This window comes from Paenibacillus tundrae (assembly GCF_036884255.1).
Classification (GTDB): Bacteria; Bacillota; Bacilli; order Paenibacillales; family Paenibacillaceae; genus Paenibacillus.
This window is the reverse complement of sequence record NZ_CP145605.1, coordinates 4,168,111-4,184,825: the sequence shown is the minus strand read 5'-3', so window position 1 is coordinate 4,184,825 and position 16,715 is coordinate 4,168,111. Positions and strand designations below refer to the sequence as shown.

13 protein-coding genes and 1 other annotated feature are annotated in these 16,715 nt (G+C 45.8%); of the genes, 11 read left to right on the top strand and 2 right to left on the bottom strand.

All coding sequences use genetic code 11. From position 1 onward, the window contains the following. The first annotated feature begins 64 nt into the window (after positions 1 to 64). The 3 genes from V6W81_RS18730 (at position 65) to V6W81_RS18720 (ending at position 7,375) form a co-directional block, all read left to right on the top strand. Entirely contained in the window at positions 65 to 781 is a 717-nt protein-coding gene (locus V6W81_RS18730) for a response regulator transcription factor (protein WP_017687664.1), read from the top strand. Continuing rightward, on the top strand, positions 750 to 2,231 hold the full coding sequence (locus V6W81_RS18725) for an ATP-binding protein (RefSeq protein ID WP_338540043.1): 1,482 nt from the start codon (positions 750 to 752) through the stop codon (positions 2,229 to 2,231). Before V6W81_RS18730 ends, V6W81_RS18725 begins: the two co-directional genes overlap by 32 nt. A gap of 194 nt (positions 2,232 to 2,425) precedes the next feature. Further along, a complete protein-coding gene (locus V6W81_RS18720; RefSeq protein ID WP_338540042.1) occupies positions 2,426 to 7,375 on the top strand; it encodes a BclA C-terminal domain-containing protein in 4,950 nt (1,649 codons plus the stop codon). A gap of 102 nt (positions 7,376 to 7,477) precedes the next feature. Here V6W81_RS18720 and serA read toward each other — a convergent pair whose 3' ends face one another. Continuing rightward, a complete protein-coding gene (gene serA, locus V6W81_RS18715) occupies positions 7,478 to 9,070 on the bottom strand; it encodes a phosphoglycerate dehydrogenase (RefSeq protein ID WP_056696662.1) in 1,593 nt (530 codons plus the stop codon). Between the two features lie 200 nt (positions 9,071 to 9,270). Next, positions 9,271 to 9,502 (bottom strand) — a binding site (T-box leader). Between the two features lie 342 nt (positions 9,503 to 9,844). On the opposite strand from serA, the gene V6W81_RS18710 reads away from it, so the two are divergent. After that, positions 9,845 to 10,438 carry a type II CAAX endopeptidase family protein gene (locus tag V6W81_RS18710; protein ID WP_310136547.1) on the top strand — a complete coding sequence of 198 codons (594 nt, stop codon included), beginning with the start codon at positions 9,845 to 9,847 and terminating at the stop codon, positions 10,436 to 10,438. Beyond that, entirely contained in the window at positions 10,435 to 10,890 is a 456-nt protein-coding gene (locus tag V6W81_RS18705) for a hypothetical protein (protein WP_145047497.1), read from the top strand. Before V6W81_RS18710 ends, V6W81_RS18705 begins: the two co-directional genes overlap by 4 nt. Positions 10,891 to 10,955: 65 nt before the next feature. On the opposite strand, the gene V6W81_RS18700 is transcribed toward V6W81_RS18705, so the two are convergent. Beyond that, on the bottom strand, positions 10,956 to 11,864 hold the full coding sequence (locus tag V6W81_RS18700; protein WP_338540041.1) for a polysaccharide deacetylase family protein: 909 nt from the start codon (positions 11,862 to 11,864) through the stop codon (positions 10,956 to 10,958). Between the two features lie 95 nt (positions 11,865 to 11,959). Between V6W81_RS18700 and V6W81_RS18695 the strand changes: the two genes are divergently transcribed. The 6 genes from V6W81_RS18695 (at position 11,960) to V6W81_RS18670 (ending at position 16,700) form a co-directional block, all read left to right on the top strand. Then, positions 11,960 to 12,313 carry a hypothetical protein gene (locus V6W81_RS18695; protein WP_338540040.1) on the top strand — a complete coding sequence of 118 codons (354 nt, stop codon included), beginning with the start codon at positions 11,960 to 11,962 and terminating at the stop codon, positions 12,311 to 12,313. A gap of 188 nt (positions 12,314 to 12,501) precedes the next feature. Next, positions 12,502 to 13,116 (top strand): genetic competence negative regulator, encoded by a 615-nt coding sequence (locus tag V6W81_RS18690; RefSeq protein ID WP_056696670.1) that lies wholly within the window; start codon positions 12,502 to 12,504, stop codon positions 13,114 to 13,116. Between the two features lie 44 nt (positions 13,117 to 13,160). After that, the gene (prsW, locus tag V6W81_RS18685) at positions 13,161 to 13,856 is read left to right on the top strand and encodes a glutamic-type intramembrane protease PrsW (RefSeq protein WP_145047493.1); all 696 of its coding nucleotides are present in this window, start codon (positions 13,161 to 13,163) and stop codon (positions 13,854 to 13,856) included. A gap of 397 nt (positions 13,857 to 14,253) precedes the next feature. Further along, complete coding sequence (ypeB, locus tag V6W81_RS18680) at positions 14,254 to 15,600, top strand: germination protein YpeB (RefSeq protein WP_338540039.1); 1,347 nt, start codon at positions 14,254 to 14,256, stop codon at positions 15,598 to 15,600. A gap of 153 nt (positions 15,601 to 15,753) precedes the next feature. After that, positions 15,754 to 16,407 (top strand): flagellar brake protein, encoded by a 654-nt coding sequence (locus V6W81_RS18675; RefSeq protein ID WP_338544028.1) that lies wholly within the window; start codon positions 15,754 to 15,756, stop codon positions 16,405 to 16,407. Positions 16,408 to 16,451: 44 nt separating this feature from the next. Continuing rightward, positions 16,452 to 16,700 (top strand): hypothetical protein, encoded by a 249-nt coding sequence (locus V6W81_RS18670; RefSeq protein WP_145047489.1) that lies wholly within the window; start codon positions 16,452 to 16,454, stop codon positions 16,698 to 16,700. The last annotated feature ends 15 nt before the right edge of the window (positions 16,701 to 16,715 follow it).

Sequence of the window (16,715 nt, the reverse complement as noted above, 5' to 3'; positions counted from 1 at the left end):
ATTGTTCGCCAGATCGAACATAATAGAAGTGACGAGCAGTTATTGCAAAGGGGCTGGAGTTGGAATGGCAGAGCATGAGAATCGAATTCTCGTTGTGGATGATGAAGAACGAATCCGCAGACTTTTGAAGATGTATCTTGAAAAAGAAGGCTACGAAATTGATGAGGCAGAGGACGGAGAGACCGCATTGCGGAAAGCTACGGCAGGAGATTATGGACTGATTCTTCTGGATGTTATGTTGCCAGGAATGGATGGCGTTGAAGTGTGTACGCGACTGCGTCAAGTTAAATCAACTCCTGTCCTGATGCTGACCGCAAAAGGTGAAGAAATTAATCGGGTTCAGGGTTTTGAGGTTGGAGCTGATGATTATGTGGTCAAGCCATTTAGTCCACGTGAAGTGATATACCGAGTGAAGGCTATATTACGTCGTTCATCTGCAACAGCGTACTTGTCCAAAGAGAGCAACTCAAGCAACAACATTGTATTCCCACACTTGGTTATTGAACATGATGCTCACCGCGTTACAGCAGGCGGAGAAGAGATTAGTCTTACACCAAAAGAATACGAACTGTTGCATTATTTGGCTACTTCTCCAGATAAGGTTTTTTCTAGAGAAGAGCTTCTCAAGGATGTTTGGAATTATGAGTTTTTCGGTGATCTCCGTACTGTAGATACACATGTTAAGCGTCTTCGTGAAAAATTAAACAAGGTTTCGCCTGAATCGGCGGCGATGATTACGACAGTTTGGGGTGTGGGCTATAAACTGGAAGTACCGAAATAGTTTTGCGTTCTGGAGATCGCTCGTTGGCAAGTTATGGATTACGATTATTTTCCTTGTGGGCTGTGTACTCATAGCGCTGGGGCTTTTTTTGCTGCCTTACATTGATACCAATTTTGCTGAATCAGAGTCGAGGGATATCAAGAGATTATTTACGTATGTCTGTATTATAGGCTTCAGTTTGACAACATTCTTTGCGTTATTTCTCTTTACTAAAATCACTCAGCCGATGCAGCAATTAATTCAAGCAGCTAACTCCATTCGAAAAGGAAATTATGATACCCGCTTATCACTCGTGACGAGTGATGAAATTGGCGAATTGGCAAACACCTTCAATCATATGGCTGCGCAACTGGAAGATAATATCCGGAATCTTAATCATGAAAAAGAGCATCTAGCTAGTGTGCTACGAAGCATGACGGATGCAGTAGTTACGTTTGATGGTGAAGGCAAAGTGATTCTAACCAATCCTCCAGGCGAGAAAATTATGCAGGTTTGGTGCGATCTAGATTGGTCACAAGCGGATATAGATGATACATCAGAACGGGCAGGTGCTTCTCGGGATGTACCCGAACCGCTCATTCCTCTGTTCAAGCTCGTTATGGACCAAGGTGGAGATCAGAGTTCCAACGTTCATGTTCAACAGGGAGTATGGTCTGTTCAGATGACTCCGCTATATGCGGATAGTGTGATCCGAGGAGCTGTTGCTGTACTTCGTGACGTAACGGAGGAAGTGCGCCTGGAGAAGATGCGGCGAGATTTTGTTGCGAATGTATCACATGAAATACGTACGCCTTTATCCATGATGCAGGGCTACAGTGAAGCTCTTTTGGATGGTATGGCAGCATCTCCGGAAGAGAGCGAAGAATTAATTCAGGTTATTCATGACGAGTCTCTTCGTATGGGGAGATTGGTGAAAGATCTATTGGATCTGGCTAGAATGGAAGCGGGTCATACAGATATGGCGATGAGAGAAGTTGATCTGGTGGAAGTACTTGAACGAGTTTATCGTAAATTCTCGGTACGTTCCAAAGAACAAGGGATTTCGCTCCACCTGGACTGTGCACAATCCTCCATTAAGCTGCATCACGCAGATGAGGATCGCCTTGAGCAGGTCTTCACCAATCTGTTGGACAATGCTTTTCGACATACTCCTACGAATAAAAACGTTATGATATCAGCAAAGCTTGTAACAGATAGTCGAATTCCTGCAGTCAAAATCTCGATTAAGGACGAGGGTGTAGGCATTCCAACGTCGGATCTACCGTTTATCTTTGAACGGTTCTACAAAGCTGATAAAGCTCGTGTTCGCGGAGAAAGTGTAGGCACGGGTCTGGGACTTGCTATTGTAAAAAACATTGTAGATGCTCATCATGGAACCATACAGGCGAATAGCATTCTTGGCGAAGGAACTGAGTTTATGATGCAGTTTCCTGTTGATTCTCCGAAATAGATTGATTTTATACAAAAAGTGCGAAGGCACCCTCCAATGGAGGGTGTTTTTTTGTTGAAGTCACCCGTTTAATCTTGTTCAACGTGGAACAACGATGTCAATAATTTCAGTGAAAAGATGTGTCCAAGATAATTTTTCCTCCACAAGCTCATATGCTTGAGGAATAAGGTGATTAAAGGAGGATTGAATTACGCATGTCCGATCGGCGCAAAAGAGTAAATATTAAGGCATTTTTGGACGGTAGATCGTTTAGAGCAGGTTCTCCATTTATTCCAATAACCGAAAGTGAAAGGGAACAGTTTGAAGCGATCTTGCGAACCCTTGCCATTAGTATTCCAGCAGCTATTAGTCAACCTACGGCATCCAATATAAGTACATTACAAACTGGATTGAAGAACTTGCTTGCCTTTGTTAACGATTCAGGATTTCGTGCTGGAGTAAAGGCGGAACTTCAAGCTGTGTTAGAGTTAAGTATTGCAGGTTCGGAAGTTGTTCCGGTAGCTTTGATTAATTTGGCAGGTAACCTACAAAATCTGTTAGATGACTTATTAAGTGTAACTTTGCTGCTTGAAATTGCTCCGGCAGAAAAAGATAATCTGGTAGGATTAATTCGTTCCATATCTGTGTCACTTAGTAGAGCAACGACAACATTTGGCTCATCAGGAATTACTGGCCCAGCTGGGCCACCTGGAGCACCAGGTGTACCAGGTGTTCCCGGCGTTCCAGGCGTACCAGGACCAGCGGGGCCTCCAGGAACAAATGGTACTGCGGGAGTAGCTGGGCCAGTAGGTCCGATTGGCCCGCAGGGGCCACAAGGGATTCAAGGACCACAGGGATCGGCAGGCGCTCCGGGTACTGGTTTGAACAACATTACCGTATTTGATCCGGCTCTTGCCCCATCGTACGCCCAAGGCCAGGTTGTTAGTTTCAATGGGAGTGTTTATGTTGTTGATGTAAATGGTCCAATTGGAATTCCAGGCAGTTCTCCAGATTATAGCTTGTTGCTTTTGGCTGGCACAACAGGAGCTACAGGTGCGACTGGTGTTGGGCTGTCTGGTTCGGTTCCCTTTGATCCAGCATCTGCTCCCTCGTATGCGGCAGGTCAAGTGGTCACGTTTAATGGAAGTACTTATATATCAAGTGTAGCCGGTCCATTGGGAACACCAGGCACATCTTCAGATTACACCTTACTTGCTGGTGCAGGAACAACAGGTGCAACCGGAGCAACGGGTATAGGGCTTGGTGGTGCACTTGCCTTTGATCCAGCTCAGGCACCAACATATCCGGCTGGTCAGGTTGTGACATATAACGGTAGTACGTATATTACGAATGTAGCTTCGCCCGCGGGAACACCGGGTACATCGCTAGATTACACATTATTAGCAGGTGCCGGTCCTACAGGAGCAACAGGTGTAACGGGTGTGACAGGAACTACAGGTGTAGGTTTAAGTGGCATTGTACCATTTGATCCAGCATTGGCACCGACGTATTCTTCGGGCCAAGTTGTAACGTTTAATGGAAGTACGTTTGTTACGAACGTAGCTTCGCCAACGGGCACCCCGGGCACATCGCCAGATTACACGTTGTTGGCGAGTGCAGGAATAACAGGTGGCACAGGGGCGACTGGTGCCACAGGTTCTGGTGCGACAGGAGCAACAGGCGGTACGGGAGTGACCGGTGTAGGACTAAGTGGGATTCTGCCATTTGACCCGGCAGTAGCACCAACGTATCCAGCGGGTCAGGTAGTTACGTTTAATGGCAGTACGTATGTTGCGAATGTGGCAGCGCCAACGGGCACCCCGGGCACATCGCCAGATTACACGTTATTGGCGAGTGCAGGAGCTACCGGGGTAACAGGTATAGCTGGGGTTACGGGAGCAACAGGGGTTGGTACGACAGGAGCAACAGGCGGTACGGGAGCAACCGGTGTAGGATTAAGTGGGATTCTGCCATTTGACCCGGCAGTAGCACCAACGTATCCAGCGGGTCAGGTAGTTACGTTTAATGGCAGTACGTATATAGCAAATGTAGCTTCACCGACGGGCACCCCGGGCACGTCTCCAGATTACACGTTATTGGCGAGTGCAGGAGCTACCGGGGTAACAGGTATAGCTGGGGTTACGGGAGCAACAGGGGTTGGTACGACAGGTGCAACTGGTTTAACAGGAGCGACCGGCGCAGGCTTAACGGGCATTGTACCATTCGATCCAGCGGTGGCACCGACGTATCCGGCTGGTCAGGTAGTCACGTTTAATGGCAGTACGTATGTTGCAAACGTAGCTTCACCAACGGGCACACCGGGCACGTCTCCAGATTACACGTTATTGGCGAGTGCAGGAGCCACAGGAGTAACAGGTACAGCTGGAGTTACAGGAGCAACTGGAGCTACGGGTGCAACTGGTTTAACAGGAGCAACCGGCGCAGGCTTAACCGGTATTGTGGCATTTGACCCAGCGGTGGCACCAACGTATCCGGCTGGTCAGGTAGTCACGTTTAATGGCAGTACGTATGTTGCAAACGTAGCTTCACCAACGGGCACACCGGGCACGTCTCCAGATTACACGTTATTGGCAAGTGCAGGAGCCACTGGAGTTACAGGAGCAACGGGCGTTGGTACGACAGGTGCAACTGGTTTAACGGGAGCGACCGGCGCAGGCTTAACGGGCATTGTACCATTCGATCCAGCCGTGGCACCAACGTATCCGGTCGGTCAGATAGTTACGTTTAACGGTAGTACGTATATTGCAAATGTGGCAGCACCAACGGGCACCCCGGGTACGTCGCCAGATTACACGTTATTGGCGAGTGCAGGAGCCACAGGAGTAACAGGTACAGCTGGAGTTACAGGAGCAACGGGAGCTGGAGTGACGGGCGCAACTGGAGCGACCGGTGCAGGTTTAACCGGCATTGTAGCATTTGACCCAGCCGTTGCACCAACGTATCCAGCCGGTCAGGTAGTCACGTTTAATGGAAGTACGTATGTTGCAAACGTAGCTTCACCAACGGGTACCCCGGGCACATCGCCAGATTACACGTTATTGGCGAGTGCAGGAGCCACAGGAGTAACAGGTACAGCTGGAGTTACAGGAGCAACTGGAGCTGGAGTGACGGGCGCAACTGGAGCTACGGGTGCAGGTTTAACGGGCATTGTAGCATTTGATCCAGCGGTGGCACCGACGTATCCGGCCGGTCAGGTAGTCACGTTTAATGGAAGTACGTATGTTGCAAACGTAGCTTCACCAACGGGTACCCCGGGCACATCACCAGATTACACGTTATTGGCAAGTGCAGGAGCCACAGGAGTAACAGGTACAGCTGGAGTTACAGGAGCAACTGGAACTGGAGTGACGGGCGCAACTGGAGCGACCGGTGCAGGCTTAACGGGCAGTGTACCATTCGATCCAGCGGTGGCACCGACGTATCCAGCGGGTCAGGTAGTCACGTTTAATGGCAGTACGTATATAGCAAATGTAGCTTCACCAACGGGCACACCGGGCACGTCTCCAGATTACACGTTATTGGCAAGTGCAGGAGCCACAGGAGTAACAGGTACAGCTGGAGTTACAGGAGCAACTGGAACTGGAGTGACGGGCGCAACTGGAGCAACCGGTGCGGGCTTAACCGGCATTGTAGCATTTGACCCAGCGGTGGCACCAACGTATCCAGCCGGTCAGGTAGTCACGTTTAATGGAAGTACGTATGTTGCAAACGTAGCTTCACCAACGGGTACCCCGGGCACATCGCCAGATTACACCCTATTGGCGAGTGCAGGAGCCACTGGGCTAACAGGTGCAACTGGAGTGACCGGTTTCACCGGGGCTACAGGCGTAGGAGTAACAGGAGAAACCGGAGCGACTGGTGTTACGGGAGCCACAGGTGTAGGAGTAACAGGAGAAACCGGAGCGACTGGTGTTACGGGAGCCACAGGTGTAGGAGTAACAGGAGAAACCGGAGCGACTGGTGTTACGGGAGCCACAGGCGTAGGAGTAACAGGAGAAACCGGAGCGACTGGTGTTACGGGAGCCACAGGCGTAGGAGTAACAGGAGAAACCGGAGCGACTGGTGTTACGGGAGCCACAGGCGTAGGAGTAACAGGTGCAACTGGAGTGACTGGTATCACTGGGGCAACAGGCGTAGGAGTAACAGGAGAAACCGGAGCGACTGGTATCACTGGAGCCACGGGCGTAGGAGTCACAGGTGCAACTGGAGCGACTGGTGTTACGGGAGCCACAGGTGTAGGAGTAACAGGTGCAACTGGAGCGACTGGTGTTACCGGGGCTACAGGCGTAGGAGTAACAGGTGCGACCGGAGCGACTGGTGTTACCGGGGCAACAGGCGTAGGAGTAACAGGTACAACCGGAGCGACTGGTGTTACCGGGGCAACAGGCGTAGGAGTAACAGGTGCAACTGGAGTGACTGGAGTAACGGGAGCCACAGGCGTAGGAGTAACAGGTACAACAGGAGCGACTGGTGTTACCGGGGCTACAGGCGTAGGAGTAACAGGTGCGACCGGAGCGACTGGTGTTACCGGGGGAACAGGCGTAGGAGTAACAGGTACAACCGGAGCGACTGGTGTTACCGGGGCAACAGGCGTAGGAGTAACAGGTGCAACTGGAGTGACTGGAGTAACGGGAGCCACAGGCGTAGGAGTAACAGGTACAACAGGAGCGACTGGTGTTACGGGAGCAACAGGTATTACCGGAGCCACCGGCGCAACAGGAATCACAGGTGTTACGGGTACCTCCGTCACTGAAACATCAGCGTTTGCAGAAAATTCCAATGGAACGATTCTTGTTCTCTTAGGGGGAACAGCGGTACCCCTTCCTACGAACCAAAATATAGGAACAGGAATAACTGTCAGCGGTGGGAGTGAGACATTCACACTAGCCACTGCAGGTCGTTACTATATCAGTTACAAAGTCAACCTCACAGCTGCCCTTGCTGTTCAAACACGTATAGTACTCAACGGAACTGCTATTCCTGCAAGTGTTATATCACCTTTGCTTTCTCTAAGCCAGTTAGGTACAGACTTTATAGTTACAGTGACAGCAGGATCAACGATTCAGCTCCAATTATTCGGTATTGCCGCAACAGCAGTTCTTTCACCGCCAGGTGCTACGCTGAATATTATTCGATTAAGTTAGTTATTAAGAAGCAATTTAGTCGCTAGCAATTTCAGATGCAAAAAAAAGAGGCGAACCTGCGAAGGTTCGTCTCTTAATAATCCGATCAATATCATCCCGTATTTACAGAACGATCTCAACCGCGGTATTTAATTCTGGAAGAGCCGTGAGTTGAACAAGGACATCTTTTGGAACTTCTTTATCGACTGTAAGAATCATGATTGCTGCTCCACCGATAATTTTACGTCCTACCTGCATGGATGCGATGTTTACGTCATTTTGACCAAGCAAGGTTCCCACACGGCCGATAATTCCCGGTTTATCATTGTGAGAAATGAGGATTTGGTGGCTCTCTGGAGCGATATCCACTGGGAATTTATCCAGACGTACAATTCGCTCACCGTAACCTGCAAGAAGAGTACCTGCTACGCGGCGTTCTTCAGCTTCCTGTGTTGTCACTAGAGTAACGGTGATCAAGTTCGTGAATCCTTTTGTCGTAGATGTTTGGCTAACTACAACGTTCAGATCTCTTGTTTTGGCCAAATGCATGGAGTTAACGATATTAGCTTCTCCACCCAGATGTCTAGCAAGGATGCCTTTGACAATGTAGCGAGTTAGTGGTTGAGTATCGACCTCTGACAGATCACCCGCATAATCAATTCGGATCTCTTGAACCGCATTTTGAGTGATTTGAGCTGCAAAACTACCCAGTGTCTCGCCAAGTTTAAAGTAAGGCTGCAATTTGTTCATAACCGTAGGAGCTACCGCAGGCATGTTCACTGCATTTTTGAACGGTTCGTTACGCAAAATGTGAAGCACTTGTTCCGAAACATCAATCGCTACATTCTCTTGTGCTTCAACAGTAGATGCACCCAAATGTGGTGTCACGATAATGCTCGGATGATTTAGGAATGGATGATCCGCTGCTGGCGGCTCGCTCTCGAATACGTCAAAGGCAGCACCGGCAACGATACCTTCATCAATAGCTTCCACGAGAGCCATTTCGTCAACAACACCACCACGGGCACAGTTCACAATGCGCATACCTTTTTTCATGACTTCGAATTGAGGACGCGAGATCATATGACGAGTCTCAGGTGTTAAAGGTGTGTGTACAGTCATAAAGTCTGCATTGCGAATGATATCATCAACGCTAGCTAACTTCACTTGAAGCTTCTCTGCACGCTCTTGTGTAAGGAATGGGTCATAAGCAAGAATATCCATACCAAATGCTTTGGCACGCTTGGCTACCTCGCTACCGATTCGTCCCATACCAAGGACACCCAATGTTTTATTCCGTAATTCCACACCTAAGAAAGTTTTGCGATCCCATGTACCTTGAATGGTTTTGGCATAAGCTTGAGGAATATGACGCGCGAGCGCCATCATCATTGCAAATGTATGCTCACATGTGGTGATCGTGTTACCGTCAGGTGCGTTAATTACAATAATACCGCGTTGTGTAGCAGCTTCCAGATCAATGTTGTCTACACCGACGCCTGCGCGGCCAATCACTTTAAGGTTGGTACCCGCAGTCATAATACGATCGGTAACACGTGTCTGGCTTCGAACGAGTAGGGCATCATATTCGCCAATAATGGCAACAAGTTCATCTTCACTAAGACCGGTTTTCTTTTCAACAACCACATCATTTGCATCCACCAATTGCTGAATTCCCAGATCACTAATCGGATCCGACACTAACACTTTGTACATGGTTTCTTCCTCCTTAGGTATGTGTATCTATATCGTTAAGGCTACTCCCCATCGAAGAGGATTTCCTTAAAACCAGTTTAATCCTTCCCTCCAACAACGCGGTGTCGTAACAGAGGGGGAAGGTGTAACAATAGGGTGAATTCCACGTCTATATTCCTAAAATAATCAAAAAAACTCTCAATCCACATACTGCTTGCGCAATAAGGGACGAGAGTTGTCGTGGTACCACCCTAATTCACCGCCGTTTCGCAACGACAGTCTTAGCGGTCAATGAAGACCGAAGAGGATAACGGGTCTAAACCGATTGCACCTACTCCAATGTTCAATGCAATAACTCAGGAACGCTCAAGATCATTTGCCAGCCACCGATTCTCACCAACCATCGGCTCTCTGAAAGACACAGCAACATCTTTTTTCCATCATCGTGTTTAACGTGACTAATTTTTTCATAATGTATCATGGCTAACATGACCGTGTCAATAGGCATAAATGTTTTAGTTTGAAAGTGTAGATACAGTTTGCCTATCATGGAAAACACGAATGATTTTTTATGAATGTGGTTATCTACGGCATATATTTAGCTTATTTACTAATTGTTTTGTGAAATAGGTTTTCAAAATTCGCTTTTGAGCTTAAATGAGTTTATAGGCTTCTTAAACCGGGACTTGGGGCAGGTCTTGAACCAATTTGATTTTTTGGCTATCATTTAGTAACGATCCTATTGGATCGGTTTTTTCATCCATCAAATTTAAGTCAAGAGGATAGACACAGTCAATGAAAAAATGGAAGTTTCCCAAGTTTAAGATTCAGAAGGCTGAACCCCAACAGCTTACCGAGCGCTTACTTCTGATCAATTTATACTTTACACAAGGTTTGACTTTAATTATTGGCGTTGTGTGGATTTTATTACAGAAGAGGAATTTGCTTGATGTGCTTGCATTGCCTGACAATCTTCACTTTATTTGGTGGGGACTTGGTCTTGCAGGGACTATGCTTGTTATGGATCTGATTTTGTCTTATGTCATTCCTCAGGAAAGTATGGATGATGGCGGCATTAATGAGATGTTGTTCAAAAATCGACCTATTTGGCACATTGTATGTATTGCAGCCGTTGTCGCGATTTGCGAAGAATTGTTATTTCGTGGAGCGATACAACATGCAATTGGCCCTTATTGGACAAGTATTTTATTTGCAGTGATCCACATACGTTACTTAAGGCATTGGATTCCAACAGGGTGGGTGTTTGTCTCAAGCTATGGATTGGGTTGGATATACTTGCAATCCGGCACATTGTGGGCGCCGATACTATGTCACTTTATAATTGATTTGGTGTCCGGATTAGCGATACGTTTTCGGAGGGGATCATGAACCAGCAATTGAGTAGAATGAAAACATACGGAAGTCAGCGTCATCGGAACTTGGAACAAAAAGAGAAATCCGAGCCTATTTTGACGCCAGAAGTGAGCATGTTTGCTGAAACGGCCGTAGCCGTTGACCAAGGGGGAGCAGCGCCGATTACCGCTATCTCCTTGCCTAGATCCAAACGCAAACCCCTATCAGCATCGCTGGAGAGTCCGGTACTTCCAAGCCGTGCCCCAACACGCTCCAAAACATCTCAGAAACAGAATGAAGAACAAAGCGTATCGGAAGCAGGTTCACTTCCTACACGTACGGAGCTTCATCCTTCTCGCCGTTTGCGATTAAGCAAACGTTTTGTTAATTCGCTTATCTTTCTTTTCGTTCTTCTCACGGCTAGTTTAGTGTGGTGGGGAGTAAAAGGAGCACCGCCTCTGCATACGTTCTTACCTTGGCCGGGGTAGTAGGCATAGTCTGAAATGAAGAAAAAGCAAAAAAACAGCCTGTAGTTAGGCTGTTTTTTTGTTATTTAACGCACTTTCAGTTCGATGGAGCGAGGATCTACAAAGGAGTAACCTTTCTCTTTGAGTTTAATGAGTAGCCCATCTAAAGCTTCAACTGTCCATGGCAGCTCATGCATTAATATGTTGCTCCCAGGGTTCAGTTGATCTAATACATTTTGAATTACTTTATCCGGTCGATCCTTCGTACTTTTATCCCAATCAAGTGATCCGTTAGACCAAGTCATGTAAAGCATATCATTTTTATCGACCACCGCTTTAAGTGCGTCACTTCCAGAACCGAAGGGTGGACGGAAAAATTGAGGCGTTATGCCAATCGTTTCTTTAACGATGTCTTGTACAGATTCCACCTGTCTCGCAGCATCGGCATCGGACATTTTTTTGAGATCTTCATGATCCCATGCGTGATTACCTATGATTTGACCTCGTTCATGGATGAGCTTGAGTAAGTCTGGATTGTTTTGGACTCGATAACCATTAACGAAGAAAATTGCTTTTGCATCGTGTTTATCCAACGTGTCGATTAATTGGTTAATCATGCCTTCTTCTTTGGGACCGTCGTCAAATGTCAACAAGACCACCTTTTTCTCAACGGAATCGTCATTGGGCTTAATGAAATAATTTTTATTCATATGATACATTTTTGGAATTTCTTCTTGTATCGATTCTGATTCAGCATTCTGTATGGTATCGGAAGTTTCTTCATGTGCAGTTTGCGAAGAAGAAGGCTCCGAAGGTGTAGACTTATCCGGATTGTTAACTTGATCTGTATCTTCGGTTTCATTGGAGTTGACGGTCGTATCAACGGTTGGGCTAGACGTATTATTAGGGTTTTGAGGAACCGTTTCTGTTTCGTTTCCACAAGCTGTCAGAAGCAAACAAGTGGCGATTAAACATGTCGCGGTAAGTCTGAACATCAGTAACAACTCACTTTCCTGTATTTATGCGGAATGAGATGCTGTCATCCAGCAAACAATAGTTATGATTTTAACATTTAGAGGAGGTTGGTGTAATGAAGGCTTCATCCTTTTTCTGGGGTATCGTCGTTGGCGTTGCTGCTAGCTCATGGATTGCCAAAGGCAAAGTACCCATGCTGTCTTCTGGTTCGTCACGTAACATGATGGACCAGGCTAAGCATAAAATGATGGAAATGACATTTCCAGGCATGGACGGATTTGATGTTAAACCGAATGCACATAGTGACAACCATAAGAGCCCATTAAAGAAAGAAGCAAGACCGATCACGCCGCAAGAAAAAGAAGAAAATATGAAAATGCTCAAGGATTTTATTCGTTCTAACCCAGAAGTGAAAAACGAAGTTGAACAAATTTTGAGCCAAACACACACAACTGTACCGGGTTTATAAACCAAAACTTCTGTTTAGAATCAACCACAGTCTTTATTTGCTGTGGATTGATTCTTTTTTTTGTCGATTTTACTTCGTGCATTTACAGGTATAAAATGATAACATAACTACATAGATTTATTTTCAGCACATATTGTTTTGTGCTTCATAATCTGTTATAAGACTTGCTTATAAAGGGGAGATCCTGTATGAAAATAGAACGATTAAGTCACGATAAGATACGGATTTTCCTGACCTTTGACGATCTGAGCGAGCGCGGAATACAAAAAGAAGATATGTGGCAGGAAATACCTAAAGTTCATGAACTGTTCACTGAAATGATGGATCAGGCTTATTCCGAACTTGGGTTTGATGCCACAGGTCCACTTGCTGTCGAAGTATTCGCACTTCCCGCTCAAGGTATGGTTGTCATTGTTACCCGTGGGAAATATGATCCGCAACAATATGGCTCAGGCAATGAGGATGATCTTCCTGAGGAAGTATATGAGATGGAAGTTACGCTCGAACAAAGCGATACCATCGTTTACGCCTTCAAAGATTTCGAGGTGCTCATTGAAGCAGCGCATATGCTGCGTCAACATGTCACTAATGCCGGAACACTGTATTCATATAAAAACAAATGGTTCCTGCACTTGGAGCCCGATGATGTTGATTCCACCAAACATGCAGCATTGATCGCATTGCTCGCTGAATTTGGTGAGGGATCATCCGTTACACCGGCAGTGATGGAAGAGTACGGGAAAGTAATCATTCCTGAACAAGCCATAGAGGTTATCTGTACGCATTTCAAACGTCAAGATTAAGTTCATCATTGTAATCGCGTCTTAGTCAGAGGAGGGAATTTTCGGTGCTTTTGTTCTCGGTATTAGCGGCAGCAGTAGCTCCGGGTCTCGCCTTGTTAACATACTTTTATCTGAAAGACCGTTATGATTCTGAGCCACTTCACATGGTGCTGAGAGTGTTCGTGATGGGGGTCTTAATGGTGTTACCTATCATGATCATTCAACGTGGCATGACGATTTGGCTCGGAGACAATCCTTATCTTGAAGCCATTGTAATCTCTGGTGGTGTTGAAGAATTTATCAAATGGTTTGTGATTTATCACATCATTTATAATCACACCGAATTTGATGAACCCTATGATGGGATATTGTATTCAGTAGCGGTATCGCTCGGATTTGCAACTGTTGAGAATGTGTTGTATGCCTTTGCGGGGAATGCCTCAGTCTCAGCGATGTTTCTCCGTGCACTGCTCCCTGTTTCAGGTCATGCGATGTTTGCAGTGATTATGGGATACTATATGGGGCGGGCTAAGTTTACCGATGGTAAGAAAAAGCGTTGGTATCTCATGTTATCCTTGATCTTGCCGTTTTTCTGGCATGCACTCTACGATGTGATTATGAACACGATGGTTAATCACTGGCTATGGTTTATCGCACCGCTCATGGCGGGATTGTGGTATGGTGCAATCGGGAAAATTACACGAGCCAATAATCGTTCTCCATTTCGTTTTGTGAAGCGAGAGGAAGAGGTTAAATTATAGAAATACGGACACACTGGTGGACATGAAGCGCATGCTGCGCACAATGCCCCGGTGTGTTTTTTTTGTATGAAAATAGAAGATCTCCGGGGAAATCTAACAGAAACGGGGATTAAGCTTATTATGCGGATTAAAATTAAAATTAGATGCAAGCAGTGTGGGGAGCGTTTTACGCTGAGAGGAAAGAAAGAAAGAGGGCGGATTGAAACGGGATTTAAGCAATGTCTCTGCGATAATCGGGATCAATTTGAGATTGAAGAAGAAGGAAGAGCCTCATGGGTTCAATTAAATTAGGTGAGTGTGTTTACTAGGGCAAGTGACTGAACTGGAAATTCGATGCATAAGAGGTCTTTCTTCGATCCACAATATAGATAGCGGTTCAGAAGAAAGGAGACTTCCGATGTATAAACGTTTAAGTTCAGTCATGTTTCCGATCGTCGCAGTCCTGTTGATCGGTGCTCTCGTTTGGGGTTACCAAGAGAACCAGGAGAAAAACGCGATTCTAATTAAAGCGGAGAATCAATATCAACGAGCTTTTCACGATCTATCTTTTCATATGGATAAGTTGCATTCCGAGATTGGTAACACCCTTGCTGTTCACACAAGCTCACTCGGCATGCATCGTAAAGGTCTGATGAACGTGTGGCGACTTACCAGTGAGGCTCAAAATGAGATTAGTCAGTTGCCTCTGACCATGCTACCTTTCCATGAAACTGATGATTTTCTGTCGCGAATCTCTAACTTTGCCTATAAGGCATCGATGCGAGATCTAACGAATGAACCTCTGAGTGAAAAAGAACTGGGCAACCTGAAGCAGCTGTACCAAAATTCATCTGAAATTACGAAGAACTTAAAAGAAGTGCAGCAAAAAGTTCTATCGGATCGTCTGCGGTGGATGGATGCAGAAACGGCTATGGCAGCCCAAGGTAAAGTCAATGACAATACGATTGTAGATGGATTCCGGTCTGTCAACGAAAAGGTACAACAGTACCCTGAATTGGACTGGGGGCCGTCGGTTTCTAGTATGTACACCAAGCGAACAGTGAAGAAGCTAGACGGTATTCCGATGACCAAAGAACAGATTCAGCATAAAGCTGCTAAGTTCTCCAATCAATCGGTTGGTAATATCCAAGTACAAGAGAACGGTAAGGGTACTGAATGGGAATCATTTACTGCGTCTGTCGGACAGGCGAATGACAGTAAACTCATGATGGATTTCACACGTAATGGTGGAATGCTGATCTCGTATAGCGACACTCGTCAGATTGGAACAAAGAAAGTTTCACGTAATGAGGTTATGGCTAAAGCGGATCAATTCTTGTCCGACAAAGGTTATAAAAATATGAAAGCTGTCAATTACGATGAGTATGGGAACTTGGCGAACCTGACCTATGTGCGCAAGCAAGGCGATACCTTGATTTATCCTGAGAAAATTTCTGTTCGTGCTGGCTTGGATACAGGTGAAGTAACAGGTTTTCAAGCAAGTGACTTTGTCAACGAACATAAAGATAAACGCAACATTCCAAAAGCGCGTCTTACAGCTGAGCAAGCCCGGAAGAAATTGAATCCTGATTTTGAAGAGAATTATGTCCGTAAATCACTTATTGAGAATGAATTCAGTAAGGAAGTGTTGTGTTACGAATTCGGTGGACGGATCAATGGAACCCGATATCGAATCTACATTAATGCGGACACAGGCATGGAAGAAGCTGTTGAGGAAATAAAACCAGTGAATGCGACTTCGTAGGATATTCACTTAAGAACCTTACCTAATTTACGTAACCGAAAGAACAGATCGCAAGACGGTCTGTTCTTTTATTTTGTTATTCACTATGAGAAAGGTCATGGTATAATGGTCCTTGTACATATGAAGACAATACATAAAGTGACGGTGAGCAATTTGTATCCCAAAATAAACGAAATCCTATTCATTCAAATAGCCTCAGCAGATGAAAAAGAAGCGATCAAAGAATACAAATCCCGTATTGCTGATGTGGAAGATAACAGTTTTCTGATTGAAGTTCCAATGCAGCAAGGAAGCAGCAGACTGAAAAGACTCTTTTTTGGTGAGGAATTATCGATTTATTATATTACGGAAGATGGCGTCCGGCATTATTTTAATACGTATGTTACTGGTTTTGAAGAAGATGTCGTTCGACTTGTCCGTATTCGCAAACCGTTACCAGATGAAATTTCCAAAATTCAGCGCCGAAGCTTCTTACGTGTTCACGCAAATCTTGAATTAGCCATTCAAGCTGAAGATCTGACGAGAGCAGTAGCTCTGACTGAGGATATTGGTGGTGGTGGGTTATCCATCTACGGGGAACCTAACTTCTCGCTGATTGAAGGCCAAAAGTTGAATTGTTGGTTACTCGTTCCTTACCGTAACTCTGCAATAGAACATGTTGCTTTTGAGGCAGAGGTTGTGCGGATCAAGGAATTAGAGACGGGTAGACAGCTCTGTATGCTGAAATTTGTGCAAATCACGGATTCTGAGCGGCAGAAGATCATTAAATTTTGTTTCGAGCGCCAACTCGATTATCGCACCAAATAAGTAGTTGTAATGTTGGATAAATAGGGATTGCGGTGGGTAACGTAATGGAAAAACCAGAGGAGTGCGTTATGGATAACCACCGGAACTCTCTTCGATACGAACGTCTCTATTATGTGTGGTCTCATCGTATGGAAAAACGATTTCTCAAACTGATTGCGGTTCTTTGTTTGCTGCTGATCTTATATCAACTGCTTCTGCAAATTCCGTATTTGAGAAATAAAATGACGATAATCGATCACATGGAAGGAACGCCGATTGAGAACCAAATCTCGACATGGCAACAAAATTATTGATTTGCCTGTTTTTGC